General features: G+C 46.0%; 21 protein-coding genes and 2 pseudogenes. 12 read left to right on the forward strand and 11 right to left on the reverse strand.

Annotation, left to right across the window (positions count from 1 at the left end; translation table 11 throughout):
• Nucleotides 1–11: 11 nt before the first annotated feature.
• The 4 genes from torA to focA form a co-directional block, all read right to left on the reverse strand.
• Nucleotides 12–2,474 carry a trimethylamine-N-oxide reductase TorA gene (torA, locus tag AACQ42_RS06485; protein ID WP_094165919.1) on the reverse strand — a complete coding sequence of 821 codons (2,463 nt, stop codon included), beginning with the start codon at nt 2,472–2,474 and terminating at the stop codon, nt 12–14.
• 24 nt (nt 2,475–2,498) lie between these two features.
• Nucleotides 2,499–3,683, reverse strand: coding sequence for a pentaheme c-type cytochrome TorC (gene torC, locus AACQ42_RS06490; protein WP_026028833.1), 1,185 nt, complete (start codon nt 3,681–3,683; stop codon nt 2,499–2,501).
• Between the two features lie 51 nt (nt 3,684–3,734).
• Nucleotides 3,735–3,911 carry a trimethylamine N-oxide reductase system protein TorE gene (torE, locus tag AACQ42_RS06495; protein ID WP_010318622.1) on the reverse strand — a complete coding sequence of 59 codons (177 nt, stop codon included), beginning with the start codon at nt 3,909–3,911 and terminating at the stop codon, nt 3,735–3,737.
• Nucleotides 3,912–4,552: 641 nt separating this feature from the next.
• Nucleotides 4,553–5,407, reverse strand: a complete 855-nt coding sequence (focA, locus tag AACQ42_RS06500) for a formate transporter FocA (RefSeq protein WP_026028023.1) — start codon at nt 5,405–5,407, stop codon at nt 4,553–4,555.
• Between the two features lie 302 nt (nt 5,408–5,709).
• Between focA and AACQ42_RS06505 the strand changes: the two genes are divergently transcribed.
• Nucleotides 5,710–5,943: a TIGR02647 family protein gene (locus tag AACQ42_RS06505; RefSeq protein ID WP_010318620.1), complete on the forward strand. Its 234-nt coding sequence runs from the start codon at nt 5,710–5,712 to the stop codon at nt 5,941–5,943.
• Nucleotides 5,944–6,007: 64 nt separating this feature from the next.
• Here the strand turns inward: AACQ42_RS06505 and AACQ42_RS06510 are convergent, their stop codons facing one another.
• Nucleotides 6,008–6,451, reverse strand: a complete 444-nt coding sequence (locus AACQ42_RS06510) for a PACE efflux transporter (RefSeq protein ID WP_094165920.1) — start codon at nt 6,449–6,451, stop codon at nt 6,008–6,010.
• A gap of 96 nt (nt 6,452–6,547) precedes the next feature.
• Here AACQ42_RS06510 and AACQ42_RS06515 point away from each other — a divergent pair, with 96 nt between their 5' ends.
• From AACQ42_RS06515 to AACQ42_RS06525, 3 genes are read left to right on the forward strand one after another with little or no spacing between them, the layout of a single operon-like run.
• A complete protein-coding gene (locus tag AACQ42_RS06515; RefSeq protein ID WP_010318618.1) occupies nt 6,548–7,438 on the forward strand; it encodes a LysR family transcriptional regulator in 891 nt (296 codons plus the stop codon).
• A gap of 32 nt (nt 7,439–7,470) precedes the next feature.
• Nucleotides 7,471–8,301 (forward strand): NAD(P)H-binding protein, encoded by an 831-nt coding sequence (locus AACQ42_RS06520; RefSeq protein ID WP_094165921.1) that lies wholly within the window; start codon nt 7,471–7,473, stop codon nt 8,299–8,301.
• Nucleotides 8,294–8,926 carry a YdcF family protein gene (locus AACQ42_RS06525; protein WP_094165922.1) on the forward strand — a complete coding sequence of 211 codons (633 nt, stop codon included), beginning with the start codon at nt 8,294–8,296 and terminating at the stop codon, nt 8,924–8,926. The genes AACQ42_RS06520 and AACQ42_RS06525 overlap by 8 nt, the downstream gene beginning before the upstream one ends.
• Before the next feature lie 83 nt (nt 8,927–9,009).
• Here the strand turns inward: AACQ42_RS06525 and AACQ42_RS06530 are convergent, their stop codons facing one another.
• Together AACQ42_RS06530 and aspS are read right to left on the reverse strand one after the other, a co-directional pair.
• A complete protein-coding gene (locus AACQ42_RS06530) occupies nt 9,010–9,588 on the reverse strand; it encodes a thymidine kinase (RefSeq protein ID WP_026027614.1) in 579 nt (192 codons plus the stop codon).
• 120 nt (nt 9,589–9,708) lie between these two features.
• Complete coding sequence (gene aspS, locus AACQ42_RS06535) at nt 9,709–11,484, reverse strand: aspartate--tRNA ligase (RefSeq protein WP_088732277.1); 1,776 nt, start codon at nt 11,482–11,484, stop codon at nt 9,709–9,711.
• A 276-nt stretch (nt 11,485–11,760) separates the two neighbouring features.
• Here aspS and AACQ42_RS06540 point away from each other — a divergent pair, with 276 nt between their 5' ends.
• The 7 genes and pseudogenes from AACQ42_RS06540 to AACQ42_RS06565 all read left to right on the forward strand — a co-directional run bounded on the left by AACQ42_RS06540 (nt 11,761) and on the right by AACQ42_RS06565 (nt 17,947).
• On the forward strand, nt 11,761–12,627 hold the full coding sequence (locus AACQ42_RS06540) for a DUF72 domain-containing protein (protein ID WP_094165923.1): 867 nt from the start codon (nt 11,761–11,763) through the stop codon (nt 12,625–12,627).
• Between the two features lie 100 nt (nt 12,628–12,727).
• Entirely contained in the window at nt 12,728–13,471 is a 744-nt protein-coding gene (gene cmoA, locus AACQ42_RS06545; protein ID WP_064625030.1) for a carboxy-S-adenosyl-L-methionine synthase CmoA, read from the forward strand.
• A 112-nt stretch (nt 13,472–13,583) separates the two neighbouring features.
• A complete protein-coding gene (cmoB, locus tag AACQ42_RS06550; protein ID WP_017043928.1) occupies nt 13,584–14,555 on the forward strand; it encodes a tRNA 5-methoxyuridine(34)/uridine 5-oxyacetic acid(34) synthase CmoB in 972 nt (323 codons plus the stop codon).
• A gap of 139 nt (nt 14,556–14,694) precedes the next feature.
• Nucleotides 14,695–14,899 (forward strand): annotated as a pseudogene (locus tag AACQ42_RS17575) (ATP-dependent Zn protease); the annotation flags it as partial.
• Between the two features lie 122 nt (nt 14,900–15,021).
• Nucleotides 15,022–15,447, forward strand: a pseudogene (locus AACQ42_RS17580) (ATP-dependent zinc protease family protein); the annotation flags it as partial.
• A 14-nt stretch (nt 15,448–15,461) separates the two neighbouring features.
• On the forward strand, nt 15,462–16,967 hold the full coding sequence (locus AACQ42_RS06560) for an inactive transglutaminase family protein (protein ID WP_017044665.1): 1,506 nt from the start codon (nt 15,462–15,464) through the stop codon (nt 16,965–16,967).
• Nucleotides 16,968–16,969: 2 nt separating this feature from the next.
• Entirely contained in the window at nt 16,970–17,947 is a 978-nt protein-coding gene (locus AACQ42_RS06565) for an alpha-L-glutamate ligase-like protein (protein WP_019280854.1), read from the forward strand.
• Between the two features lie 79 nt (nt 17,948–18,026).
• On the opposite strand, the gene mukB is transcribed toward AACQ42_RS06565, so the two are convergent.
• From mukB to cmoM, 4 genes are read right to left on the reverse strand one after another with little or no spacing between them, the layout of a single operon-like run.
• Nucleotides 18,027–22,484 carry a chromosome partition protein MukB gene (gene mukB / locus AACQ42_RS06570; RefSeq protein WP_094165924.1) on the reverse strand — a complete coding sequence of 1,486 codons (4,458 nt, stop codon included), beginning with the start codon at nt 22,482–22,484 and terminating at the stop codon, nt 18,027–18,029.
• Entirely contained in the window at nt 22,481–23,212 is a 732-nt protein-coding gene (gene mukE / locus AACQ42_RS06575) for a chromosome partition protein MukE (RefSeq protein ID WP_176429696.1), read from the reverse strand. The genes mukB and mukE overlap by 4 nt, the downstream gene beginning before the upstream one ends.
• Entirely contained in the window at nt 23,193–24,530 is a 1,338-nt protein-coding gene (gene mukF, locus AACQ42_RS06580; RefSeq protein ID WP_017047723.1) for a chromosome partition protein MukF, read from the reverse strand. The genes mukE and mukF overlap by 20 nt, the downstream gene beginning before the upstream one ends.
• A 2-nt stretch (nt 24,531–24,532) precedes the next feature.
• Nucleotides 24,533–25,324 carry a tRNA uridine 5-oxyacetic acid(34) methyltransferase CmoM gene (gene cmoM, locus AACQ42_RS06585; protein ID WP_064625018.1) on the reverse strand — a complete coding sequence of 264 codons (792 nt, stop codon included), beginning with the start codon at nt 25,322–25,324 and terminating at the stop codon, nt 24,533–24,535.
• An 88-nt stretch (nt 25,325–25,412) separates the two neighbouring features.
• On the opposite strand from cmoM, the gene elyC reads away from it, so the two are divergent.
• Nucleotides 25,413–26,237, forward strand: coding sequence for an envelope biogenesis factor ElyC (elyC, locus tag AACQ42_RS06590; RefSeq protein ID WP_017049875.1), 825 nt, complete (start codon nt 25,413–25,415; stop codon nt 26,235–26,237).
• Nucleotides 26,238–26,290: the final 53 nt, after the last annotated feature.

Below are 26,290 nucleotides of genomic sequence, written 5' to 3' on the forward strand. Positions count from 1 at the left end.
TAATGACGGAATTACGCCACTTCGATTGGTCCACCGAATGACGTCACTGGTGGTACTTTACCAGTAAATTTCTCGAAATCGACAATGCAAGTATTGGCTGAAGTGGCTTGCGCCAGCTCAGATGAGCCGACATCGAGTGTGAGTGTATTTGGATCGCCATAGGTGCAAATAGCTCCCTCTTTTTCATTCAACGGGCCATACCACGCCCCCTCTTCGATGCGGATCACGCCGCGCGGGTAGCCATCGCTTAAAACGGCACCAGCTAATAGCTGGCCGCGATCATTAAATACGCGAACTAAATCCCCAGCTTTAATGCCTTTTTGTTTCGCATCGATTGGGTTGATATACACGGGCTCACGGCCATTGACAGCATAGGTCGCGCGATACTCTTCTGACTCACACATTTGTGAGTGCAAACGCTTATCTGGGTGACAAGATTGTAACCAATATGGATGCTTATCTGAACCTGGCCCACCGTGCGAACGCTCGGTTTTTTCAAACCACATCGGGTGATCTTGGCAATGTTCATAGCCATAACGCCCAATCTTACGTGACGTAATCTCGATAAAACCAGACGGTGTACCCAATGCGTTTATCTCAGGGTCTTTACGGAAATCGGCGTGGCGAACCCAAGGTTGGCCTTCACCAAAATCCAGTACGCTCTGCTGCCAAAACTGTTCAAATTCTGGTAAATCAAACTTACCCGCGTTGGCTTTTTTACACTCGTCATAGAGCGAACGGACCCACTCCATCTCATCCATGCCGCGTGTGAACTCTTCATGGCGGCCAAAGCGACGCGTCAATTCAGTAAAAATCTCAAAGTCAGTACGCGATTGGAACAAAGGATCAACCAAGCGGTGCATGGCAATCAAACCCTTGCCCGAATAAGAACCGTATACATCGATATCATTGCGCTCAAACTGAGTACAAGCAGGAAGAACGATGTCGGAGAAACGGCAAGTCGCCGTCCAAGCAAAATCGATCGTGACGACGGTTTGAAGCTTGCGGAACGCCTTCTTCATTCGGTTACGATCTTGGTGATGATGCCACGGGTTGTTGCCTGAAATAACCATCATTTTGTAATCAGGTAATTTTACGCTCGAACCGTTGTAGCGGATCTCTTTACCCGGCTCTAGCAAACAATCGACCCAACGGGCAACAGGAATCGTTTTACTGTAGCCGTTGTAGTTTTCGTTGTCCCATTTCGGTTTTGAACCCGTATCTAGGTTACGTGGAAAACCGCCGGGCGAGGCAAAACCGGTTGATGGGACCCCAATGCCAGAATAGTGATGCCCGTAGGAGATCCCCCCGCCTGGCAGGCCAATTTGACCAACCATCGCAGCCACAACCGCACCAGCCCAGTAAGGCTGTTCGCCATGCTCTTGACGCTGAATACACCAACCAAACAGTAACTGAGTTCGACCATTAACGAGCATACGTGCAAATTCGCGGATCTCATCGGCTGTTACGCCACAAATCTCGGCGGCCCATTCTGGCGACTTAACAATCTTATCTTTCGTTTCGCCTTGAACGTACTGAATAAAAGGTTCAAATCCTAAGCAATAGGTTTTGATGAACGCCTTGTCATACAGATCTTCGTTATACAACACATGCGCCACCGCCAACATAAACGCCACATCGGTCTGTGGGTTAATGTACCAATGGTCACTGTTTAAGAAGCGCTGGGTTTTATTCTTGACTGGATCAACCGAAATAACGTTGATCTCTCCTTTCGCCACTTTTTCTTTCAACTGATCAAGATAAGGAAAGGATTGGTGCGTTTCACAGTTCCAGCCAACTTGCAGGTTTTTTACCGGGTCGGTCGCCCACAAAACAATGTTGTCTGAATGCTCAAGAATTTCCGACCAAGAGGTTCCTTGGGCATACACTTCTGTCGAACCTAACACGTAAGGAAGAATGGTTTGGCCTGCACCTGTTGAGTAATCACCCACTTTAGTGATGAAGTTACCGTGCATACCTACAGCGCGTTGCATCATCGCTGTACAGTTGTGAAATGACCCCGTTTGGTTCCAACCCGTTTGTCCTGCATGCAGCGCCCAAGGGCCGTACTCTTTTTGTACACGCTCAAGTTCACGATAAAACAGATCCAACGCTTCATCCCAAGTGACGCGGATAAAACGGTTGTTGCCACGTGTTTCGCCGCTGTATTTATGTTTTTTGAGCCAATCAAGGCGAACCATTGGGTAACGCACTCGTGATGGGCTATAGATAATGCCTTTGATTCCGTTGAGCATATCAGTGGGGTGCGTGTCTGACTCTAGCGGCTTGACCGATTGTACTTTTCCGCCATACACATGTGCGCGAAATGCACCCCAATGAGAGCCTGATACTTTCCAACTGCCTGTTGTTTCTGCCGCGTTAGCCGATGTCGAGACCAATAAACTTGGCCCAATAACCGACGCCGCACTGGTGGTTGCTACACCTTTAAGAAAACTTCTTCGTGTAATCGCCATATTTAAAACTCCGTTTGACGTGGATTAATGGTGACCTTCAGCAAAATCTGAAGAGTGTTTTTGTAGATACTTCAAGACTAACGCTTCGCTGTCTGTGTCGAAGTTGACGAATGCCATCATGCCGTTAAACATGCCCGGCCAAGTATTCGCATCAAAATGCGCTTCATCCGGTTGGCTATGACAGACAGAGCAGTTCGTTTTATAGGCCTCACCCGCTTTTTCCCAAATTGGATCCACGCTATCGAGCATGGCTTGTTTTTTCATCCACACTTTCGCGTTTACTTTTTCCCAAGGTAGACCGGTGAGATCATCGACACGCTTTTCACCAACAGTGACGATTGCATCATTTTGTGCCGCTTCTTTCATCAAGGAGCCCACAGCGATGTTCATACCAAAATCTTCTTGGATCACACGACCAAAGCCTTTTGCTTTACGCCAACCATCAATTTCGATTTGAATCATCTCGCCTTTCTCATCCAATACCGTGACTGCCGATGCTGGGTTCAGAAGGCCTGCTTCCACTTGAGCTTGCGCATCTTCATAAATAGGTAAGAAGCGAACGCTCACCACTTGCTTGCCGACCGAGTAATCGGTTTTAGATGCCAACTGCTCTAGCTCGCCAATCAGTCCACCTGAGCTATCCATATTTTTAGGCAGGTTGTGGGCGATCCCTTTATGGCAATCTAGGCAACTTTGATCTTTTTCCGCTGCTTGTTTCATCTGAATACGCGCGGTTGCCGACATCTGTTCGAAATCCATCGAATCGTAATTGTGGCAATTTTTACATTCCAATGAGTTGTTGGCTGAAAAGCGCTCCCACTCATGCTTGGCCAATTCAATACGGCGCTCTTCGAATTTTTCAGGGGTACCTAAATCACCAAAAACTTGCGCAAATACCTCCTTAGAGGCTTGCATCTTACGCGCAATTTTAGCGGTCCATTCGTGTGGTACGTGGCAGTCTGGGCAAGTGGCACGTACGCCTGAATGGTTTTTCCAGTGCACGGTTTCTTGCAGCTCAACATAAACGTTGTCGCGCATTGTGTGGCAGCTGATACAGAATGCTTCTGTGTTGGTGGCTTCCAGTGCAGTATTAAAACCGCCCCAGAAAATTACACCGGCGATAAAACCGCCCATCGTGAGCACACCAAGGCTGATGTGCACGGCTGGACGAGTCATAGTGCGCCAAATTTTGACTAACAATGATTTCATGATTCGCTCTCTTAAATTTTCGATCAAAAGGATTACGGGTGAACAGTGGAATTAACCGTGCGCACCAGGAGGACCAAAGAGGAACACTTGCAGCATCCAAACAATGAATCCATAACCGCCGACAAAGGCGATACTTAAGATCGGAAAGAGAACCACTGTGATTAAGAGGAAAGACTTCCACTCAAGCGAACGTTTCTCATTACTCTCTATTTTATTAACATCACTCATACATTTGCCTGTTTTGTATTTCAGTCATTTTGAGCAGCTCGACGACAGAGCTCAGCTTATTACTATTTCTGATACGAAATGTTAGACCATACTCTTTGTAGGGTTCAATCGATTCCTACCTTATATAGCAAGGAATCCACTACTTTTTTGAGCTCGCACGGAGTTGTGTTTGATTAAGAATTTATGTATAGAAATGTGAGTAGTTGTGTCAATTTAATTTCTTTTCATAAACGTTAAACAAGAAACAAAAAAGAAACAAAATGAATTGCAAGATAGGATTGAGGTGCGAATTTCTTCCCGCAAAACGCTCAAATGGCAACCGAAGTGTAAGGCTATTGTTAATAAAATGAGGAATGGTTAGATGTCGATCACCGCTCAGGAATCGGTGTTATATTCGCCCCACTTCAGTGCATAATGCACTGCCCACTGCTGGGTTTTTGTGCACTTCTTGATAGAATTCATCTTACACACTGGCTTTAAAACAGCTTATCCACAGAAAATGTGGATAAGCTGTTTTAAAGGTATAAATAGTGAACAAACACTAGCAGAAGCAGTCAATCACCACCTAAGGCGATGGTTTAGAAATGACAACAAAAAGCGGCCCTTAAAGCCGCTTCTAAAATCATCTATTCAATAAGGAGTTATTCGTGAGATCCATCTCGAAGGTAAATTAACCAGTACCAAATGCCAACAAAAACACCCCCACCGATGATATTGCCAATCGTCACGGGTAATAGGTTATTGATCAAAAAACCCATTAAGTTAAGGTCTGCGTAGTCGGCAATATTGGCACCCGTCATCTGCCAAAACTCAGCGGGTGCAAAATATTTGATACCAATTGCCATCGGAACTTGGAACATATTAGCGATGCAGTGCTCAAAACCCGCGGCGACAAACATGGCGACAGGTAAAATCATCACCATAATTTTGTCAGTCAAGGTACGACCACTGAAAGTCATCCAGACCGCCACACACACCAACACATTACACATAATGCCAAGCGCTACTGCCTGCATAAATTCGTGGTGCAACTTATGCTGAGAAATGGCCATCGCATTGAGGCCAACTTGTCCACCATCAAACATATATTGTTTGGAAACGAGCATACAGGCGACAAGCATCAGCGCACCAGCAAGGTTGCCAAAATAGACGATGACCCAGTTTTTAATCAGCATGCTCCAAGAAATTTTGCCACTCGCACGTGCAACCAAAGTCAGCACTGAACTAGTGAATAACTCACCACCGGTGACCACCACCAGAATAAGACCTAAGCTAAACGCAAAGCCGCCGATAAAACGGCTCAGACCCCAAGCCATATCGCCCGTGCCTGTCGTCACTGTAGTGTAAAAAACGAAAGCAATACCGATATGAATGCCAGCAGAAATGGCAAGAAGGAAAGACTTCATCGGATCTTTCGTCGCTTTTCCAACGCCAGTTTCTGCGGCGCGCTCTGCCATTTGCGGTGGCAATAGGGAATCAAATTGGTTTAAGTTCATGGCAAGTAACATTTTGAAACAAGTTATATAAGGCGCGGATAATCGCTCCATTCCTATGACAATTCAAGAGCTATTTTCCATGTTTACAAAAAATGTGTTTAGCGTGATGAAAATCATAAAAATTTATTGATAGCCCATATCCAGCGTCTATGGATAGCCACTCTCTTGCAAGCCAATGATGAATATAACTGTGTGAAATATCCCCAATTTGGTTGCAGATAACATTTCTTACAACAACTGATTGCAGCCAACAGCGCCGCCATCTATGGTGACAAAAAATCATTCACTATATAGGTGTCGAGATGAAATTTACTCAACAAAATATCGCCGAGCTCAATCTACTCCTCCAATTTGATTTAAGCAGCGCTGCGACTGGCATTAAAGTCCGCAATGATGCGTCTGACGACATGCAATCCGCCGTTCAACGTCTTTACGAAAAAGGTCTATGTACATTACCTGATGGTGGCTATTTGACGGATGAAGGCATCGAAGTGGCCGAGCATGCAGAGCGCGTGCTGCGCGTTTTGAACTCTTAATCTAGCCTGCAAAGGCAGCCGAGACTCTGCTGGCTGCCTTGCCCCTTTAAAAAACCGCCCTTCTTTATTTGGCCATTCGCTCAATCCAACGTTGATAGGGCTGAATTCGATCATATCCCCAGTTAAACAGTGTGGTGTAGATAAAGAAAAAGGTCAGAAACCCAGCTTCCAAAATCAATGCATCCCACATCGATACGTCTAAAACCCAAGCGATCACCGGAATAGAAATAAAGACGAGCCCACCTTCAAAACCGGTCGCGTGTAACAAACGTAAGCTAACCGTACGCGCTAATCGGTTGGTACCAAACACTCGGTCGAACAAAACGTTGTATAGATAGTTCCACGCTACGGCAAATAGGCTCAAACCAATACCTATCATGGCTAAATCCCCCGTTCCCTGCCCTGTCACCAATGCGGAGATTGGAATAATTAACGCTAATGCGGTCACTTCAAACGTTATTGCATGGAAAAGGCGCTCTTTCATCGACAGCTCTCTCATTGACATCATTTTTCTCCTCTTTATTCTTCGTCTGAGGTGTTGAATGGACTCATTTTCATCTATATTGAAGATACTAAAAAGTTAGATAGTATCGGTAAATGAGATATGTTGAGTATTGATCAGTTGCAAGCCTTCACCGCAACCGTTGAGAGTGGCTCTTTCTCCGGCGCGGCAAGACAGTTGGGCAAAGTTCAATCGGCCGTTAGCCAACACATCATCAATTTAGAAATTGATTGCGGTGTAGAACTGTTTGATCGCTCCGGCCGTTATCCACGATTAACCGCGCAAGGCGAACGACTTCTACCGTATGCGCAAGCGACGTTGCAGCAACATCAACGCTTAGCGCAACAAGCACAACTGCTTGCTTCATCACCCAATCAACAGCTTTCGCTCGCGATGGATGAAGGGATCCCGTTACAAGGGTTAACCCATTTATTCAAACAGTTAGCCACACAGTTTCCACACATTGAAATTGAATGTTTAAGTGCATCAAGTACCGATGTGATTGAGATGGTGGAACAAGGTCGCGCTAGCTGTGGGATCATCTTCAGTGAATTGGCCTTACCGAATAACCTTGATTTTGAAAATGTCGGTTCAATCCGTTTTGATGTTTATGTGGCCGCAGAGCATGAATTGGCTCAGCATCAAGCGCCCCATATCGATATGCTAAGATTGCATCGCCAACTCGTTATCCGCTCACGCAGCCATAAAACCAGCAGTTTCCATCAAGCCTTTAGCCCCGAGATATGGTACGCCGATAACTACTATCTATTATTAGAGATGGCGTTAAGCGGTTTAGGATGGTGTTTGCTGCCAAGCTATTTAGCCGAAAGTGAACAAGCGATGGGGAAATTAGTGCGTGTCCCTGTTGAGTTTGAACAGCTGGCTTGGTATACCAACATTGATGTCATTCAGCATCAGCGCATGAGCGCCGATCCTATCCATAAAATGGTCAGGCAGTTGTTGCGCCAGCTTAGTCCACTCACCGATGCCTGATCGGCATACAATCAATACAGGATGTACATTTTATGAGCACCATTACCCTCATTGGCGCAGGTTGGCTAGGCCTTCCTCTAGCGCAAGCTCTTACCGAAAACCACCAAGTCTACGCCAGCCGCACCCAAACGGCAGGAATGCTTGAGTTAACGCAACATGGCATCACAGGCTTTGTATGCGATCTTTCTCTGCGCGACCAAAGCTTATCGCAGCACTTTATTGCTCAAAAAAGTGAAATTGTGATAGGCAGCTTTCCACCCGGTTTTCGCAAGGGAAGAGGGCAAGAGTATGCGCAGCAGTGGCAGCATTTAGTCGCACAAGCAAAGCTGGCTAATGTGCGTAAAATCGTCATGGTCAGCTCAACCAGCGTCTATCCTGACATTGCACAACCCATGAGTGAACAGGATGCCTCCTTGTCACTGGCGCAAAATGACTCAAACTTCAGTGAAGGAGCACGAATCATGTTGCAAGCCGAGCAACACGTTATCGATTCAGGGCTGGATTATGTCATTGTACGCTGTAGTGGCTTGATCGGACCAAAGCGTCATCCCTCACGATTTGCAGCGCGTTTGGCGCAAGTCAGCCGGCTTGCACCAGCTAATATGTTGCATCAAAAAGACGCCATTGGTGCACTGATTTTTGCCAGCGAAAAACTCTCCAACCAGGTCGTTAACGCCACCACACCACAAACCGTGAGTAAAGCTGAGTTTTATCAAGCCGCGTTGGCGGCCGCCGAGCTAGACTCACCATTGCCGCCAATTGTCGATATTGCAGACAAGCGTATCTTAAGCGACAAGCTGAGCCAATTGGGCTATCAATTTCATTATTCACACACGTTAGAGGCACTGGCACTGAATGAGTAAACATCTCTACCAACACATTGAAACCTTGTGGCAGTACATGCAGATGAAGCATGAGCTCGTCGCGGCCGATATCATTATGGTGTTTTGCAGCAATGATTTGCGCGTGGCTGAGTATGCTGCACATTTGTACCAACAAAATTTGGCCCCCTACCTTCTTTTCTCTGGCGGACAAGGGCGTTTTACTGAGGGTAAATTTGCTAAAAGCGAAGCAGAAACCTTTGCTGACATAGCCAAAGATTGTGGCGTCCCAACCCACGCGATTTTACTGGAAAAAAAGGCGACTCACTCTGGAGAAAATGTACGATTTAGTCACCATCTATTGGCAGAAAAATCGATCACTGCGCAACGTATTATTGTGGTTCAAAAACCCTTCATGGAACGTCGTGCCTACGCCACATTTGTTAAGCAGTGGCCCGCCCCATTTGAGTCATTGATGGTGACCTCTGGCGAAGAGACATTTTTCGATTATCTTGATGAGGATTTCACCGTTGATGTTGTACTGAGTGCGCTATTAGACGATTTTGTGCGAGTCCGCGACTACCCAGCACAAGGATTTCAGATTGAGCAACCGATCCCAGACGATGTGACACTTGCTTACCAAGTTCTGAGTCAATTTGAGTGGTAACACAAGTTGTGGGGCATACAAAATAGATAGGGAGGCTAAACCTCCCTATCGAATAATTTGTTCAAGGCGCAGAAGTAATGAATTTACTTACCCAAGGCTTCTTTATAGTGCTGACGACATACCGACACGTATTTATCGTTACCACCAATAGAGACTTGATCACCTTCGGCAATCGCCACTCCATGTTCATCGGTGCGAATGACCATGTTCGCTTTACGGCCACAATGACAAATTGTTTTCAATTCCACCAGCTTATCGGCCCAAGAAAGTAGATATTTACTCCCTTCAAATAGCTCACCTAAGAAATCGGTACGCAAGCCATAGCACAGTACCGGAATGCCGATTTTATCGACCACTTCAGTCAATTGATAGACTTGCTCTTTGGTTAAGAATTGGCACTCATCAACCAAAATGCAGTGACGCTTTTGTTGCTCGTGCAGTGCGTTGATCTCATCATACAAATTCGTTTCAGCGGTAAAAAGCTGGGCGTCTGATTCCAATCCTATTCTTGAACTTACTTTACCAACACCATAACGGTCGTCGATGGCGGCGGTATAGATCACGGGCGTCATACCACGCTCTTGATAGTTGAAAGAAGATTGTAGAAGAGTGGTTGATTTACCTGCATTCATCGCAGAGTAATAGAAATACATTTGAGCCAAAAGAGAGATTCCTGTCACTAAGTCAATTGGCGAGAGAACAAGGTTCACTCAAATAAAAAAGGATAACCCTACGCGGGGGCAAAAAAGAGGGTGACTTTCGCCACCCTGCTACCGTTGCGTTTATTGCGCTTTTTCTTTTGCGACCGTCACCGCAATCGCCAACTCTTCGAGCGACGCTGGGTTAGCCAGACTCGGTGCATCCGTTAGCAAACAAGCGGCTGCGGTTGTTTTAGGGAAGGCAATCACATCGCGAATATTTTCCGTACCACACAACAGCATCACCAAACGGTCAAGACCAAATGCAAGACCTGCGTGTGGTGGCGTACCAAATTTCAGCGCATCCAATAGGAAGCCAAATTTCAGTTGTTGCTCTTGCGCATCGATACCTAAAATATCAAACACCACAGATTGCATTTCAGCATTGTGAATACGCACCGAGCCACCGCCCACTTCATAGCCGTTTAATACCATGTCGTAAGCATTTGAATTTGCAACCGCGGGGTTGGCTTGCAGCTCTTGCGCGGTTAAGTTAAGTGGCGCGGTAAATGGGTGATGCATAGCATGCAAGTTACCTTCGTCATCTTCCTCAAACATCGGGAAATCAACAACCCATAGTGGAGCCCATGAATTTTCATTGGTGATCGCCAGATCTTTACCCAATTTCAAACGCAGCGCACCCAAGGCTTCAGTCACCACTTTTATTTTATCGGCACCAAACAAAATGATGTCGCCAGACTCAGCGTGAGTGCGTTCTAAAATACCTTCCACAATGTCAGCCGAAAGGAATTTCGCGACCGGAGATTGAACACCCTCTAAGCCAGCAGCGCGGTCATTGACTTTCATCCACGCCAAACCTTTCGCGCCATAAATACCAACAAACTCAGCGTAGCTATCAATTTGTTTACGAGTTAATGCCGCGCCACCCGGTACACGAATAACCGCAACGCGTCCTTTAGCATCATTAGCTGGGCCAGAGAAAACATTGAAATCCACATCTTTCACAAGGTCTGCAACATCAACCAATTCCAGTGGGTTACGCAGATCCGGCTTGTCACTACCATAGCGACGCATCGCTTCGCTGTATGGCATCACAGGGAAATCGCCTAGATCAACGTTTAGTAGTTCTAGCCACATGTTGCGAACCATTTTTTCGGTCACTTCACGCACTTGATCTGCCGTCATAAATGACGTTTCAATATCGATTTGAGTAAATTCTGGTTGACGGTCAGCACGTAAATCTTCATCACGGAAACATTTTACGATTTGGTAGTAACGGTCAAAACCTGACATCATCAGCAACTGTTTAAACAGTTGTGGCGATTGAGGAAGTGCATAGAAACTGCCTTTGTGCACACGACTTGGTACTAAATAATCACGCGCACCTTCTGGCGTTGCTTTCGTCAAAACTGGCGTTTCAATATCGAGGAAACCGTGTTCATCAAGGAAGCGGCGTACAAAGCTAGACGCCTTAGCGCGCAGCTTAATACGATCACTCATTTCTGGACGGCGTAGATCTAAGTAACGATATTTTAGACGTTGCTCTTCTGAGTTCTTTTGGTTGAAATCCAGTGGTAAAACATCACTGCGGTTGATAATCGAGATCCCACTCGCGAGAATTTCCACTTCGCCAGTCGCCATCTCTTTATTGATTTGACTTTCTGGACGCGCGCGTACTTCACCAGTTAGCTTAATGCAGAATTCATTACGCAGTTGGTTAGCTACTGCAAATACATCCGCCATATCTGGATCAACCACCACCTGAACGATGCCTTCACGATCTCGCATATCAATAAAGATAAGACCGCCTAAATCACGACGGCGATTAACCCAGCCGCACAACTCCACAGTTTGTCCTGCGAGGGACTTGTTCAGGTGACCACAATAATGGCTACGCATAATGAATTTCCCAATCTCTAATTAGTTATCAATTCTAAGCCGCTCAGCGTCATTATCTGAGCAGCGCAAAGTTCCATTTATACGCTGAAAGATGTGCAAAATCGACCTTCCAGAATACAATTTGTTGTGTTTTATCAAGGGTTGCTGCTTTTTAAATCAATAATCAACCAAAATAGCAACACCGCTGAGAAATTGCGGCTGATTATAGCGTTAAAATACCAAAATCATCAAAACTCTCGTAGAGTATTTATTTTTAGTAATGGATAAAAGGTCAGTATGATGAATTTACCACTGCGACTCGGCCTTACCATGTGGTCACATGCAGGCTGGCAAAGTACGTTTTACGGCGCGGGAACGCCTGCTGCGCAGCGTCTTGAAAAGTATGCGAGGGTTTTTCATACCGTAGAAGGCAACACTACTTTCTATGCGTCACCTTCCATGAACACAGTGCAGAACTGGCGCGCCGCCACTCATGCTGATTTTCGGTTTACGTTCAAACTGCCCAAAGCTATTACCCACGAACATAAGCTCACTGGCTGCCAAGATCAGTTAAAAGATTTTATGATGCTGATGGAGCCTCTACACTCTCGTGTTGGATTATGGACCATCCAACTGCCAGCTACTTTTGGCCCACAGCACTTAGAGCAGTTGAAAAAATTCTGCGCCTATTTTCCCGCGGGTTTTCCACTGAGTGTTGAAGTGCGGCACCTTGAGTTTTTTGCTAAGGGAGAAGCTGAAAAAGCGCTCAATCAATGGTTAGTTGAATCGTCGATTGATCGAATCATTATGGATAGTCGTCCTATCTTTTCGGCCAAACCGACGACCGACGTCATCATTGATGCACAGAAAAAGAAACCTAAAGTCCCTGTTCACGCCATTGCCACGGCACAAACGCCGATGATCCGTTTTATCGGCCACCCAGAGTTAGAGGCCAATTACCCCTTTTTTGAAGCGTGGATGACCAAACTGCCACATTGGATCGAACAAGGAAAACAACCTTATCTTATGGTCCACACGCCAGACAATATTGAAGCCCCATTATTAGCCGCCGAGCTATACCAACAGCTGCAACAACGACTCACATTACCTACATTGACAACATTTCCAGCCCAAGATGACCAACACCAAATCACCCTATTTTGATGATCGCGTGCGAGGTTAATGACACGCGCACACTTTTCTCTTAGAATGTGCGCCTTTTTTAAGGTAGTGCAGCCGTCAGCACTGCTTGTTGCGCGCCGCCATGAGGTACACCATGAGCCATCATAAAGACATCATCTTTTCTGCCCCAATCGATAAGATTGGTGATTTCACCTTTGATGAACGAGTTGCTGAAGTCTTCCCTGATATGATTCAGCGCTCTGTGCCGGGGTACAGCAATATTATTTCGGCAATCGGCATGTTAGCTGAACGCTTTGTTAAGCCACACTCTACCATTTACGATTTGGGTTGCTCTTTAGGCGCGGCTACGCTTTCGATGCGTCGTCATATTCGCCAAGAAGGTTGTAAAATTGTAGCGGTTGATAATTCACCTGCCATGGTGGAGCGTTGTAAGCTGCACATTAACGCCTATCGTTCGGATACGCCTGTCGAGGTGATTGAGGCCGACATTCGTGAGATTGAAATTCGTGATGCCTCAGTGGTAGTGCTCAATTTTACGCTGCAATTTCTATCGCCAGAAGATAGGCTCGCACTGCTTGAAAAAATCTACGTGGGTCTTCGCCCCGGTGGCATACTGATTTTATCTGAAAAGTACATTTTTGAAGATGAAACGGCGCATGATCTGCTAATTGACCTTCATCATGATTTCAAGCGAGCCAATGGTTACAGCGAATTAGAAATCAGTCAAAAACGCAGTGCGATTGAAAATGTGATGCGCCCAGACTCCATCACAACACATAAAGCTCGCTTTAAACACATTGGCTTTTCAAGTTATGAAGTGTGGTTCCAGTGTTTCAACTTTGGCTCGATGTTCGCTATTAAATAATAGTTCGCTATCAAATAATAGAATGACATTTTAGCTCTTTTCCCTAGAAGGGCCAAAACCTGACCAGCCATTTATCTAGGATCTTTTTACCTAATCTAGGAATACGCTTTGCATGTTTAACTTTGCCAATTTTTATCAACTGATCGCTCAAGATACCCGTCTTCAACCTTGGCTAAACGTTTTGCCACAGCAGTTGACGGACTGGCAAAATGCAGAGCATGGCGACTTTGACCGCTGGGTTCGTGCGTTAAATAAAATCCCCTCGGGTACACCTGAGCTGATCGAGCTCAAACAGTCAGTCACTCTCTCAAATAGTACACCGCTGACGTTAGGCGAACAGAAGAAATTAGAAAGTTTGCTTAAAACTTTTCATCCTTGGCGCAAAGGCCCTTATCACTTACATGGTATCCATATCGACACTGAGTGGCGATCCGATTGGAAATGGGACCGCGTATTGCCCCACATTTCACCGCTGAAAGACCGTTCCGTGCTGGATGTCGGCTGTGGTAATGGTTATCACATGTGGCGTATGCTTGGCGAAGGTGCTCGCCTGTGTGTGGGTATCGACCCTTCGCACCTGTTTTTAGTGCAGTTTGAAGCGGTGCGTAAACTATTGGGTGATGACCAACGTGCTCATCTTCTGCCACTAGGCATTGAACAGTTACCCGAATTGAACGCCTTTGATACCGTATTTAGCATGGGTGTCCTATACCATCGCCGCTCACCGCTAGATCATCTGATCCAATTGAAAAATCAGTTGGTCACAGGGGGCGAATTGATTCTTGAGACGCTGGTGATTGAAGGCGATGAAAATGCGGTGTTGGTCCCTGTCGACCGCTACGCACAAATGCGTAACGTCTATTTTTTCCCTTCCGCCAAAGCGCTCAAAGTGTGGCTTGAGAAATGTGGTTTTGGTGACGTGCGTATCGTTGATGAAAGCGTCACCTCTGTTGATGAACAACGAACAACTCAATGGATGACGCACAACTCATTGCCCGACTATCTTGACCCAAACGACCCAAGCAAAACCGTAGAAGGGTATCCCGCACCACGACGCGCTATTTTGGTAGCAAAAAAACTATAATTGACACAGTTTTAACGCTTGGCTATGCGTATAATACTACCCTTGTCAAAGGATGCCGTACGCATCCTTTTTTATCAGCTAAATTTTGTTAGCTAAACTTCGGTTTATCCGTATTCATTACAAACACATAAGGTCGCAAATGTTTAAGTCTGTAGCCCCCGTCATTGCCATTGCCTTACTGTCAGGTTGCACTCTAACCAATGGTGAACAATACCACCAAGCTACCCTCGCAGCGATTCAAACTGCCGAATCAAACCTCAGCAACACAATGACCAACCTTGAGCTTCAGCTAAGTAACCAGAATGATTACATTGAAAGCCTTGAAAACCAAATATCAAAGCTCGATCAAAAACTGACCAAACTTAAGCAGACCACGACCAATAACCAACAAAAACGTGTAGAAGCAACCAGTAATGATGATGTGATAATTCCAGTCGCTACAACCTCTATTCAAAAATCACGCTATGACGTCATTTTAGGTGAAGTCGAAAAAGTCACGATTGATTCGATCAAACAAACCTTTGATGCTCGAGTTGATACAGGGGCCGCCACCTCTTCACTCAATGCGATTGATATTGAAGAGTTTGAACGTAATGGGAAAAACTGGGTGCGCTTTCATCTTTCCGATGGAGATAGAGCAACAGACGAAAGTAACTGGATTGAATCACCCATTATTCGCTACGTTAAAATTCGCCAATCGACCAATGAAGAAATGGAACGCAGAGCCGTTGTTGAGCTGTGGGTAAAATTAGGCAGTATTCACGAAAAAGCACAGTTCACCTTAGCTGATCGCTCTCAAATGAGCCATGCTATTCTTCTAGGCCGCGAGTTTATTCGTGATATCGCGTTAGTCGATGTCAGTCGCAAGTACATCCAAACCGAAACTAAATAGTAGCAAGGACATTTATGACGTCACGAGTTCCATTTTATCTATCCGTTTTATTGCTGATAGTGGCAGGAATTACACTGAGTGTAGTTCGCCACCAAACTTACGGGGTGCCATGGACACCTGGAGAAACTCGCCAAATTTGGGATATTGAAGCACGCGTCGAATTCAATGCGTTAGGTAAAGAAGCCAAAGTCTCTTTAGCCGCACCTCATACTCAAGATGGATATACTTTGATCAATGAATCGTCATCATCACCAGGTTATGGCGTAGCTTACGTTACCACTGATACGGGCAAACGTGTTGAGTGGTCAATCCGCAAAGCAACTGGCCCACAAACTATTTACTACAAAAGCCAATTTTTAGTCGATCCTCAAGCGAAAGCGGCCCCTATCCCCCCCATCGGTGATGTGGTCAAGCCAACCTTTGACGGCCCAGAAGAAGCAGCGGCTATCGCATTAATTGAACGAGCGAATCAACGCTCGGCGGATAACATCACTTTTACCCGCGAACTGATTAAAAATCTCAATGACGCCGATAGCCAAAACGCCTCTTTGCTGCTTAATAAAATGAGCAAAGTGGACGCCACACAAAAACTGCTGTCATACTCTCAAATTCCCAATAAAGTCGTTGGTGTTATTCAGCTCGAAGATGGTCGCCGCCGTCAAACGATTCAACACATGAACGAAATATGGAATGGCGATCAGTGGGTACTTTTTAACCCTGAAACAGGTACGCAGCCCAACCACCCTAACCTACTGGTTTGGGATGAATCCAACGTTTCACTGCTGGATGTCACGGGTGGGCAAAACAGCCAAGTTCACTTCACTATGCTGTCTCAAGATGTTTCACCTCAAACGGCAACCAATAATAAAATTGAGGCCGACAAACTCTTAAACTTCTCTATTCACAGTTTGCCGCTTGAAGAGCAAGCGATGTTCAAGACCATCATGTTGATTCCTATCGGCGCATTAATTGTGGTGTTCTTGCGGGTGATTATTGGGCTAAAGACCTCAGGTACTTTCATGCCGGTACTGATCGCCGTGGCGTTTGTTCAAACTCAATTACTGACAGGTATCGTGGGCTTTCTGCTTATCGTCGGTACGGGTTTGATCATTCGTAGCTATTTATCGAAATTGAACCTGCTACTGGTAGCACGGATATCGGCGGTCATCATTGCGGTAATACTCATCATCTCTGTCTTTACCGTCGTTGCCTTTAAGATCGGGCTGACCGAAGGGTTATCCATTACCTTCTTCCCGATGATCATTCTCTCTTGGACCATCGAACGTATGTCGATTCTATGGGAAGAAGAAGGAGCAAAAGAGGTGATTTTACAAGGTGGCGGCTCGCTCTTTACTTCCATCTTAATCTACTTAGCAATGACTAACTCTTATGTCCAACACCTAACCTTTAATTTTATTGGCTTACAACTGATCGTATTAGCTGCCATTCTGCTATTGGGAACCTATACTGGATACCGTTTAACTGAACTTCGCCGTTTTAAACCGTTAGCCGAGGAGTAAAGATGTTTTCATTATCCGAATACACTTCTCCATTTAAGCTACGCCGTAAAGGCATTATGGGCATGAACAAGCGCAACCATAGCTACATTGGTCGCTATAACGATCGCTCAAAATACCCATTGGTTGATGATAAGTTACAAACCAAATTGATTGCGCAGCGTGCGGGTTGTACTGTGCCAAAACTGATTGGTGTGATCAGTAATCAAGCGGATGTGAAGTCGATCCATGCCATGGTTAAAGAGTGGCCGGGCTTTGTGATAAAACCTGCACGCGGAAGCGGTGGTAAAGGAATTTTAGTGATTATGTCGCACAAGGATGGTGTGTACACTAAACCTTCTGGTGCGACCATCAACCAGCAAGATGTTGAGCGCCACATCAGTAATGCCTTGGCCGGACTATTTTCACTAGGCGGTAAAAATGATGTTGCTGTGGTTGAAAACCTAATTAAGTTTGACGATTGTTTCGAAGGCTTTAGCTATGAAGGTGTGCCTGATGTACGCATTATTGTCTTCAAAGGTTACCCCGTCATGGCGATGATGCGCCTTTCGACTTCGGCTTCTGATGGTAAAGCCAACTTACACCAAGGCGCTGTTGGCGTAGGTCTTGATATTGCGACAGGAAAAGCAGTACGAGCCGTGCAGTTTAATTTACCCATCACTGAGCACCCAGATACCGGCAAAGAGCTCTCAACGCTGCAAGTACCACATTGGAAAAAGCTACTCACCTTAGCCTCTAGCGCTTGGGAAATGACCGGCCTTGGTTATATGGGAACCGACATGGTGTTGGATAAAGAAGAAGGACCAATGGTACTTGAACTGAACGCTCGCCCAGGGCTTGCTATCCAGATAGCGAATGGCGCAGGGCTGTTGCCACGCTTGCAGCATATTGAAAGTTTAGGTACGCAACTTATCTATCCCAGCCCCGAAGAACGCGTGGCTTATGCCGCAAAGCAATTCGGTTCAGGTGAGGTAAGCGAGTAACTCTCACCAAATTTAATCACTAAAAAGCCCAATCTCTATCAGGAGTATTGGGCTTTTTTATTAGCGATGGAGGCGATGCTTACAGCATTTCGGCCATCTGCTGTGCTTCTGATTTTGGTTTTTCAGTTTGACCAAAACCCCGTAGACCGACCACATGAACGTGTTCGTGATCTTTAAACACTTTGCGCACTAATTTATAAGTCGTGCCTTTCTCAGGGCTAATGTTCTCTGGCGCAGCAATTAAAAGTTGCATATCCAGACGCTCGCACAGTTCAAACAAGGTTGAAATGGATTTAGCATCCAAACGCGCCGCTTCATCTAAAAACAGTAAACGACATGGAACGATGTCTTTACTGCGTAGACGACGAGATTCCTCTTCCCAACTTTGAATTACCATCAATAAAATAGACTGCCCAGTACCAATCGCTTCACCAGTCGATAACGCGCCCGATTCTGCTTGCAACCAGCCATCGGATCCGCGATTTACTTCAACACTCAGCTCTAAGTAGTTGCGGTAATCCAATAGCTCTTCACCCAATACTTGCGGTGAACGTTGCCCCATATCGATATGCGGGTTAACACGCTGGAACAATTTCGCCATCGCTTCGGAGAAGGTATAACGAGTACTCTCAAACAGATCTTTATGCTGACTCTGTTTTTCAGATAATCCCGCGAGTAGGATTTCATGGCTCTCGCGTACTTTCACGTTAAGGCGAACGCCTTTCACCTGACCAAAGTTAATGTTAGACAAACCTTGGTTGAGCATCCGAATACGATTTTGCTCACGTTGAATGGTTTTTTTGATGATGCTGGCCACCGATTCAGAGCTGATCGCTAAACGGTTTTCACGTTGAGTCAACTCTTCAGTTAAACGCGCAAGCTCCACTTCCATCTCTTCAATCGCTTCAACAGGATCATCAGTGCGAATGATGTCTTGGCGAATACGCTCACGCAGATGTTGATACACGGCGATGTAGAACAAGACTTTGCGTTCTGGATGTGCGTTATCTTCCGACAAACGCAGTGCATCGCGTAGGTCGTCATTGCTTGCGACGGCTAAACGCAGCGCGCCCAACGATTTATCCGACATGGAACGCAGTTCATCGGCCGATAGATACGCCAGCTCACGTTTATGCAAGCGGCGCTCAACATCGTGATCACGCGCCAAACGTAATACAGAGCACCACCCTGCTTTTGCATTCACCACAAATGTGCGCAGATCTTGATAATCTTTCTGCACCTTTTTCAACCGTTTAACTAATGCTTTCATTTCAAGATCAGTTGCGGTCAGTGTACGTTCATACTCGCTCTTACGGGTACGTGAGGCATGCAGACGCTGTTGCAATTCATCACGACGACGTTCAGCACGCTCTTGCGCACCTTCATCGGCATGCACACCAAACTCTTGTAGCTCCTGCTTGAACTCTTGAACCGTTTCCAACTTAGCTTGATGCGAGCTTTTTAAGGCCGCTAACACTTGGTTATATTGGTTCATTTGGCTTTGAGCCTGTTTGAGCTCATCACGAGTACGGGTACGGGCGCTTTCTGCCTCAACCAATTTGTTTTTGAGCTGCTCACTTAGCTCGCTACTTTTACTGAGCAGAGCAACCGAATCGGAATAGCTAAAATAGTGGCGGCGTTCAATCACGTCTGAGAGTGCAAAGATCTGCACTTTCAATGTCTGAAGAGCCTGATCCGCTTGCTGATATTGTGCAGTGAGTGCATCAAATTGCTGCGGGTCAACCTCAAGCGCTGAAGCAAGCTGCTCTAACTCCGCGATGGCTTTACCGTGCGAGCTTAAAAACGCTTTCGCTTCCGCCAATTGATTAATGTTCAGCTCAGCTTCATCGAAACGTGCTTGCAATGCCTCATCTTCAATGAGCAACATGTTAGGAGCCAGCTTATCGAGCATCGTTAACGCGTGTTTGCTTAGCTGTAACTGGTTGCGCTGCTGCTGCTCTTTTGCATCCAATTCAGCCAATACACGGACCAGTTGATTGCGTTGCTCACGTGCAGCTTGCACTGCTTGTTCTGGATCGGCTTCAAAAGCAACTTGGATGTGTGAAGCAACAAATTGGTTAAAGCTGTGGTATAGACGTTGCAGTTTTTGTGAATCAAACGCCGCTTTCGCGTGCTCTTCCACCACTTCTTCGCGCTCGTTACGCAGTAACTCTAAACGTTGTTCACGCGCGGCGCGGCCAAAGAGTGGGATCTCAGGTAAACGAGAATAACGCATTTGGCGGTTATTGAGCTGAACACATACCGCTCCTTCCAATTCGTCAGCATTGAACGAGCTATCATCAAAGGCATCGACATCCCCTTCAATGATGTACAGATCTTCTGGGCAGTCATCAAGCTCGACCAGCTTCTCTTTGATGCCAGATAAATCCGAAACCACAATCGCATGGCGAGCTGGGCCGTACATGGCACTGAAATAAGGTGCATCGTCAATCGTGATGTCATCGTAAATTTCAGACAGTAAAACGCCACCTAAGCTATCCGCTAATCCTTTCAAGCGAGGATCATTTGAACCACCAGGAGACGCCAAGCGCTCGATTTCATTTTCAAGCTGCGCGCGACGTTCTGCCAGCTTATCTTTAGCGATTGATTGTGCTTTTTCTTGCTCAAGCACTTGCTGCATCTGCGCCATCACAGCTTGGCTATTTTCTAATGTTGCACCACTTTGTTCGCGTAAGGTATGCAATGCATCGTTGGCAGCAATCCAAGTCGGAGCGATCGATTCCAGTCGTTGAATTTCAGCCTGTTTATCTTGCTCGGTACGGCGCTGCTCACTGCGCTGTTCACGCAGCGCTTCTTGTTCATACTCCAGCGATTCAATCAGAGCGGCGTGGCGCTCGCGCTCTTGCTCTAGTGTTAGCTCATCGTGCAAGTCAATATGGTGTTGCTTTTGGTATTCAACCACGGACTGACGCGCCACTTGCTGCTGATTTAAGCGACGTTCCAGATCTCGCTGCTGTGCATACCACTGTGCTTCATTTTGGCTGATTTGCTGGGCGTTACGCGCTTGCTGCATGATGGCTTTTGCATGCTGAGCCGCATCGTGACGAGGCACTTCACCCACCACACTGCGCACCAATTTCAGTGCCTGCTCAAACTGTTCGACCGCGGCCGAAGACATGTCCAATTTATGCTTTAACGCTAATAAGGTGGTAGTGTTAGCGTCTTGCTGATGCTTGAGATCAGAAACCTGTGCTTGGGCACGCTCTGGTGTTAACTGATCATCATTTAGCAACTGTTTGGCTTTATCGAGCGCCTGTACGGCTTGTTGATATTGCAAGGCTCGCGTTTGTTGAACATCTAATGCTTGTTGGTAATCGGCCAGTTGACTCTTTAAGCTATCGACCTCATCTTCAGAGATAATCGCTTGCTCTTCAGCCATCATGACGCGCTCTTGCGCCTCTTCGACCACCATCATTTGCTCTTCAAGGCGAATAGTGAGCTCTTGCAAATCCTCTTGATAGCGTTCAATTTTCTCTTGCTGACGCAGTGCGTTTTGCACCAGTTGCAAGTGATCAGAAGCGGCTTGGTGATCTTGCTCTAAGGTAGATTCTTGCTCTAACAGCAGTTCAAGCTCTTCTTGAACTTGATTGAGTAATCGATTTTGCTCAATCAATGTGTGGCGAGAGCCGAATAACTCGTTACGCAACGCGAGCGTTTGCTCTAGCTTATTGTGGCGATCGTTGGCGTGGCGCATGTAATCAGCGGCCACGTAATTTGTCGATTCGGTAATCAGGTGCTTGAAGAGATCGCGATCCGCTTGCGTAGTTTTGATCGCTTCTAACGTCATGCGGTTTTCACGCAACGCCGATTCCATATCTTGAAATGCTTTCTTCACTCCGCCATTTTGTGGTAATAGATAATCACGCAACGAGCGAGTAATGGCACTAGAAATACCGCCGTATAAAGAAGCCTCAATCAAGCGATAGAATTTTGAACGGTCACTACTGTTACGCAGTTTTTTCGGCACCACGCCAAATTCAAACATCTGCGCGTGATAATCTACAATGGAGCTAAACGCTTTAAAATGCGCCCCTTCAATTTTCGCGACAATCTCTTTCACTTCATTGAGTTGACGCACGCGAGCGTGGTTGTCTGAGACGTTTTCAATCAGCACATCGGTTGGTTTGACATGGCTTGGCAAGCCTTGAATCACAAACGGTTTGATATCAACTTTCTTATCACGCCCCGCCACCTGTTGTAGCTTAACGCCAAACAGTAAACGCTGTTTGCGTGAATTCACTACATCCAACGCGGCGTAGCATGCGCCCGCTTGCAGTTTACCGTATAAGCCTTTATCGCGAGACGCTTGTGAGCTGCCCGCTTCGGTGGTGTTTCTAAAATGGAGCAAACTTTGATCTGGGATCAAGGTGGTGATAAATGCCGCCATGGTGGTCGATTTGCCCGCACCGTTACCGCCCGATAAGGTGGTAACTAATCCATCAATATCAAAAGTCCGAGCAAAAAAGCCGTTCCAATTGATCATGGTTAGCGATTGATATTTACCTCTCTCAATCATGCTTCACCTTCCCATTCTGTTTGCTCGTTAACATTTTGTTCTTCAATCTCGTCTTCGTTATCCAGCAAGCTGCCTTGATTCGGTTCTTGGGCGTGAACAACCGCTTCACCATCGCGGATCAAACGCAGTTGCGCTTCACGCATGTCGTCACCGATGCGCACATCGGCACCAAAACGAAATACGGCTTCGCTAATACGGAATTTATTGGTATCACCTAAATGGATGATCATCCCCAAACGACGTAAACGACGTAATGAGGTACGCACTTTTTCAAACAGCTTTTCTTTGTCTAAGTCTGAACCGCTGGCTCGGTTGGTGACGAGCTTCATCAGTTTTTTTTCATCGGCCAGAGACAGTAGCTCTTCGTACAATTCTTGATTAGTAAAGATGCCTTCGTGCGCAAGGCGTTCAGGACTCAAATACAGAAAACAGAGCACTTTGCCGACCAGCATATCCAACTCAGACAGCACGCTACGATTGATTAAAGCAGTAGAGCGAGGACGCAGGTAAAAAAAGCCTTCCGCCGCTTTGACTAATTCGGTGTTATAGCGTTGGTAAAACAGCGCTAAATCGGGCTCAAAATACAATAAAAAGGTGTGATTATCCAAATCATCACTAGAAACATGACGCCCAGCTCGAAGCTGGCTATCTAGCGCAGGAAATAAAGGATTTGAAATCGCTTTAGCCAGATTTTCTGGCATGTATTCATTAATATCTGTCGATGACATTTGCTTGTACCTTTGCACCAAAATCGTTGATCGCTTGCCAGTCAGGTTGGATGGCTTGGTAATCTTGCTCTGAGTAGCCAAGTCTCACCGCTTGATCAACAATAATTCGTGCTAAATCAAAATGATGTGTATGGGGATGAGTGGCGAGGTAGTCTCTCAGTACTCGTCCTAAATCAATTGGCATCCCTTGATCTTTATGACCTTTGAGCATGCTGCCGATACGCAAGGAGAGCTCATCATTGACTTGCTGGAACTCTTCGTACTCCACTTCTGGAGGCACTTGCCCCATCACCTCATCATCTCTTAAGACGAGAGCTTCATCACGAAGGTCGGTTAAACGCTCAGCATCGGCATAAGTGAGATACCAAGGCGCGTCAAAATAGTCGCTGAGTGATTGACGTAAACGCTGGCTAAACGCTCGGTTTTGGTCCATATCAATGGCGGTACGAATGAATTTATGGACATGGCGGTCGTAGCCAATCCAGAGATCGATCGCCTGTTGTCCCCAACTGGTGATGCGATCAAGTTTCATCTGTAATCCAAACAGGATTTCTTCAATAAATTCGAGTTCGGCTTCGCCATAAACCAATTCTTGAATATCCAAAATTTGCGTTTGCAGCTCATCCCCCGCCGCTTGTAAAGTGTCTTGCAGTTCACGCAGCGTTGAAGAAGTTTCAGACAATAACGATTCACAGTTGTTGATCGCTTCACGCCAATCTTTATTCAGCAACTCTGCGATTTGCAGTTTGACCGATTGCTGCTGCTCGTCCATCACACGTTGGTTTAAATCGATACGATCAAAAATTTCCCCTACCGAGTATTTTAATACGCCGTAGACGTTCTTTTTCCAATGCCCTGGGGTACCACCTTTATTCGCGGCTTCAATCGCCTTGGCCATTTCATCGGCGACCATAGAAAGCTGAATTGAGAGCTTCAGCTTGGAAAACTCTCTATGGCGGACGTAGTAGTCCGTAATACCAATAGCCAACGGTGACAAACGGTAAATGCTAACGCCATCAGTCATCTCGCTGGTGAAGCGGCTCATTAAGCGCTGTTTTACCAACTCATTGATCGCATTATTGGCACGAAACGCGGAGGCTTCACCGGTTTCTTCAAATAAGCGAGTTACGATGGCAAACGCATCGTGTAACTCACCTTCACCTAATTCTTCATCAAACCTTTCGTTACTCAATACTGCAATGGCAATAAGGAACGCCAGTCGTTCTGTCGTCAGGTTCAATGAGAAATCATGCTGTTTTACCCAGCTAACCAATTCATCAATAGGTTGCTGTGCAGCGTTCTGAGTCATCTCACTCATTGTTATTCCTGCTCTATTTTCTTTTTCGCCCATACATGAATGTATCGACCTAGCGAGAGGTACGGCTCTTGTCTACATAATTGTTGTTCGAGTGCCAGTACATCTTCATATTGGTAGTCACCCATATTTTTCACATTCCCAATATAGTCACTGAATGATCGGATGCCCGATTTTCCACAAATCTCAAATCCTGATTCTTCGATCCATTGATACACTTCTTCAGGTTTTAGCCCTTGCTGAGGCTGGAGCTTAAACCGCTTGCGATGCGGCATACCCTCCAATACATGGGGAATGTTGCCACAGACAACATTTTTGTACACCAAGCCATGATGGTTATAGAACATGATTGATGCCATACCACCTGGCCTAACTTGCTCTAACAAATTCTGCAATGCGGGTTTTGGCTCGGCTAACCATTCCATCACCGCGTGAAACAACAAAACATCCATTGGCGCACTAAGGTGCGATTGGATGGATTGCACGGGGGAATGTACCAACCGATACTGCTCAAGCAGACCATTTTTGCGGATCTCTTGTTCCGCAAGTTGAAGCATTTCAGAGGATAAATCACACAGCGTGATTTGGTGTCCAAGCTTGGCTATTTTTTGTGACATTTGTGCCAAACCGCCTCCAGCATCAAGCACTTGCAAAGGTTTTGGGTGGTTGCTCAACAAAGCGAGCAGTTGCTCAAGATCTTGCCAAACAATGACTTGACGAATTTCACCTTTGTCAGAGCCGTATATGTTTTTTGCAAATTTGTGGGCAATATCGTCGAAATTCCGGTCTTCAGTCACAGTGGCTTGAGTTATGATAGCGAATCGTGCTGCTATTCTGTCATAGGAATGGCAGGAATAAAGGGGCTTTGTTCCTTTTTATTATCAAGTGGTGTTTTTTCGGACTATTTTGTATATGTTTGAGCTGAAAAAAGTTGTTTCCTCATTATTAATGCCTCTTCCGGCAATGCTAATCCTCGGTTTTGTCGGATTAATGCTCATAATGTTCACCGTCAGACGTAAGACTGGCTGTATGTTTGTCCTCTTCTCTTTAGTGGGGATATTTCTTATCTCTTTCCAACCCTTTGCAACGCGCATGCTAATGCCTTTGGAAAGACAATACTCGGCTTTTCTCCCCGTTGATGGCACCATCGATTATGTGATGGTTTTAGGCAGCGGCCACGTAGTGGATGACCAAATCCCGCCGACCTCGGAACTCAGCCGCACTGCGTTGGTACGCTTAAACGAAGGCATACGTGTCATGCGTATGTACCCCGGCTCAAAATTGATTTTATCAGGCTACTCTGGCGGGTCAGAATTTAGCCATGCGCGTATGCTAGCCGTGGTGGCCCTAGCGCTTGGAGTGAGTAAATCCGATATTATTTTGCTAGAAACAGCTAAAGATACTTGGGAAGAAGCACGACAGGCCGCCGCCTTTGTCCAACAGCGTAGGCTTGTTTTGGTAACATCAGCCAGTCATATGGAAAGAGCGTTAAAAGAGTTTAATTCTGCAGGTATTGACCCAATACCTGCGCCAACCAATTTCTTAGCGCAAACGAATATTGAGCAACCTTGGGAAAAATACGCTCCTCGAGCACGTTATTTAGAACAAACCGAGCGTTACTGGTATGAAACGTTAGGGCTGCTGTGGCAAGACTTACGTGATTGGGCCTCCGGGCATGGCGATACAGAATTGGACATCAATAGCAATTAGCAATTGTATTCAACCCAAAACGGAGCCACTTATGTGCTCCGTTTTTCTTGGTA

It is taken from the genome of Vibrio sp. V12_P9A6T4, from assembly GCF_963874835.1.
GTDB classification, from domain to species: Bacteria; Pseudomonadota; Gammaproteobacteria; order Enterobacterales; family Vibrionaceae; genus Vibrio; species Vibrio anguillarum.

Bases quoted from the DNA above. Each gene is read 5' to 3' on its own strand.
- mukF (WP_017047723.1), bottom strand. From the start codon at position 24,530: ATGAGTGAGATGACTCAGAACGCTGCACAGCAACCTATTGATGAATTG.
- AACQ42_RS06525 (WP_094165922.1), top strand. From the start codon at position 8,294: ATGAGTAAACATCTCTACCAACACATTGAAACCTTGTGGCAGTACATG.
- AACQ42_RS06515 (WP_010318618.1), top strand. From the start codon at position 6,548: ATGTTGAGTATTGATCAGTTGCAAGCCTTCACCGCAACCGTTGAGAGT.
- torE (WP_010318622.1), bottom strand. From the start codon at position 3,911: ATGAGTGATGTTAATAAAATAGAGAGTAATGAGAAACGTTCGCTTGAG.
- mukB (WP_094165924.1), bottom strand. From the start codon at position 22,484: ATGATTGAGAGAGGTAAATATCAATCGCTAACCATGATCAATTGGAAC.
- AACQ42_RS06540 (WP_094165923.1), top strand. From the start codon at position 11,761: ATGATGAATTTACCACTGCGACTCGGCCTTACCATGTGGTCACATGCA.
- torC (WP_026028833.1), bottom strand. From the start codon at position 3,683: ATGAAATCATTGTTAGTCAAAATTTGGCGCACTATGACTCGTCCAGCC.
- mukE (WP_176429696.1), bottom strand. From the start codon at position 23,212: ATGTCATCGACAGATATTAATGAATACATGCCAGAAAATCTGGCTAAA.
- AACQ42_RS06505 (WP_010318620.1), top strand. From the start codon at position 5,710: ATGAAATTTACTCAACAAAATATCGCCGAGCTCAATCTACTCCTCCAA.
- AACQ42_RS06560 (WP_017044665.1), top strand. From the start codon at position 15,462: ATGACGTCACGAGTTCCATTTTATCTATCCGTTTTATTGCTGATAGTG.
- cmoB (WP_017043928.1), top strand. From the start codon at position 13,584: ATGTTTAACTTTGCCAATTTTTATCAACTGATCGCTCAAGATACCCGT.
- focA (WP_026028023.1), bottom strand. From the start codon at position 5,407: ATGAACTTAAACCAATTTGATTCCCTATTGCCACCGCAAATGGCAGAG.
- torA (WP_094165919.1), bottom strand. From the start codon at position 2,474: ATGGCGATTACACGAAGAAGTTTTCTTAAAGGTGTAGCAACCACCAGT.
- AACQ42_RS06565 (WP_019280854.1), top strand. From the start codon at position 16,970: ATGTTTTCATTATCCGAATACACTTCTCCATTTAAGCTACGCCGTAAA.
- aspS (WP_088732277.1), bottom strand. From the start codon at position 11,484: ATGCGTAGCCATTATTGTGGTCACCTGAACAAGTCCCTCGCAGGACAA.
- cmoA (WP_064625030.1), top strand. From the start codon at position 12,728: ATGAGGTACACCATGAGCCATCATAAAGACATCATCTTTTCTGCCCCA.
- AACQ42_RS06510 (WP_094165920.1), bottom strand. From the start codon at position 6,451: ATGATGTCAATGAGAGAGCTGTCGATGAAAGAGCGCCTTTTCCATGCA.
- AACQ42_RS06520 (WP_094165921.1), top strand. From the start codon at position 7,471: ATGAGCACCATTACCCTCATTGGCGCAGGTTGGCTAGGCCTTCCTCTA.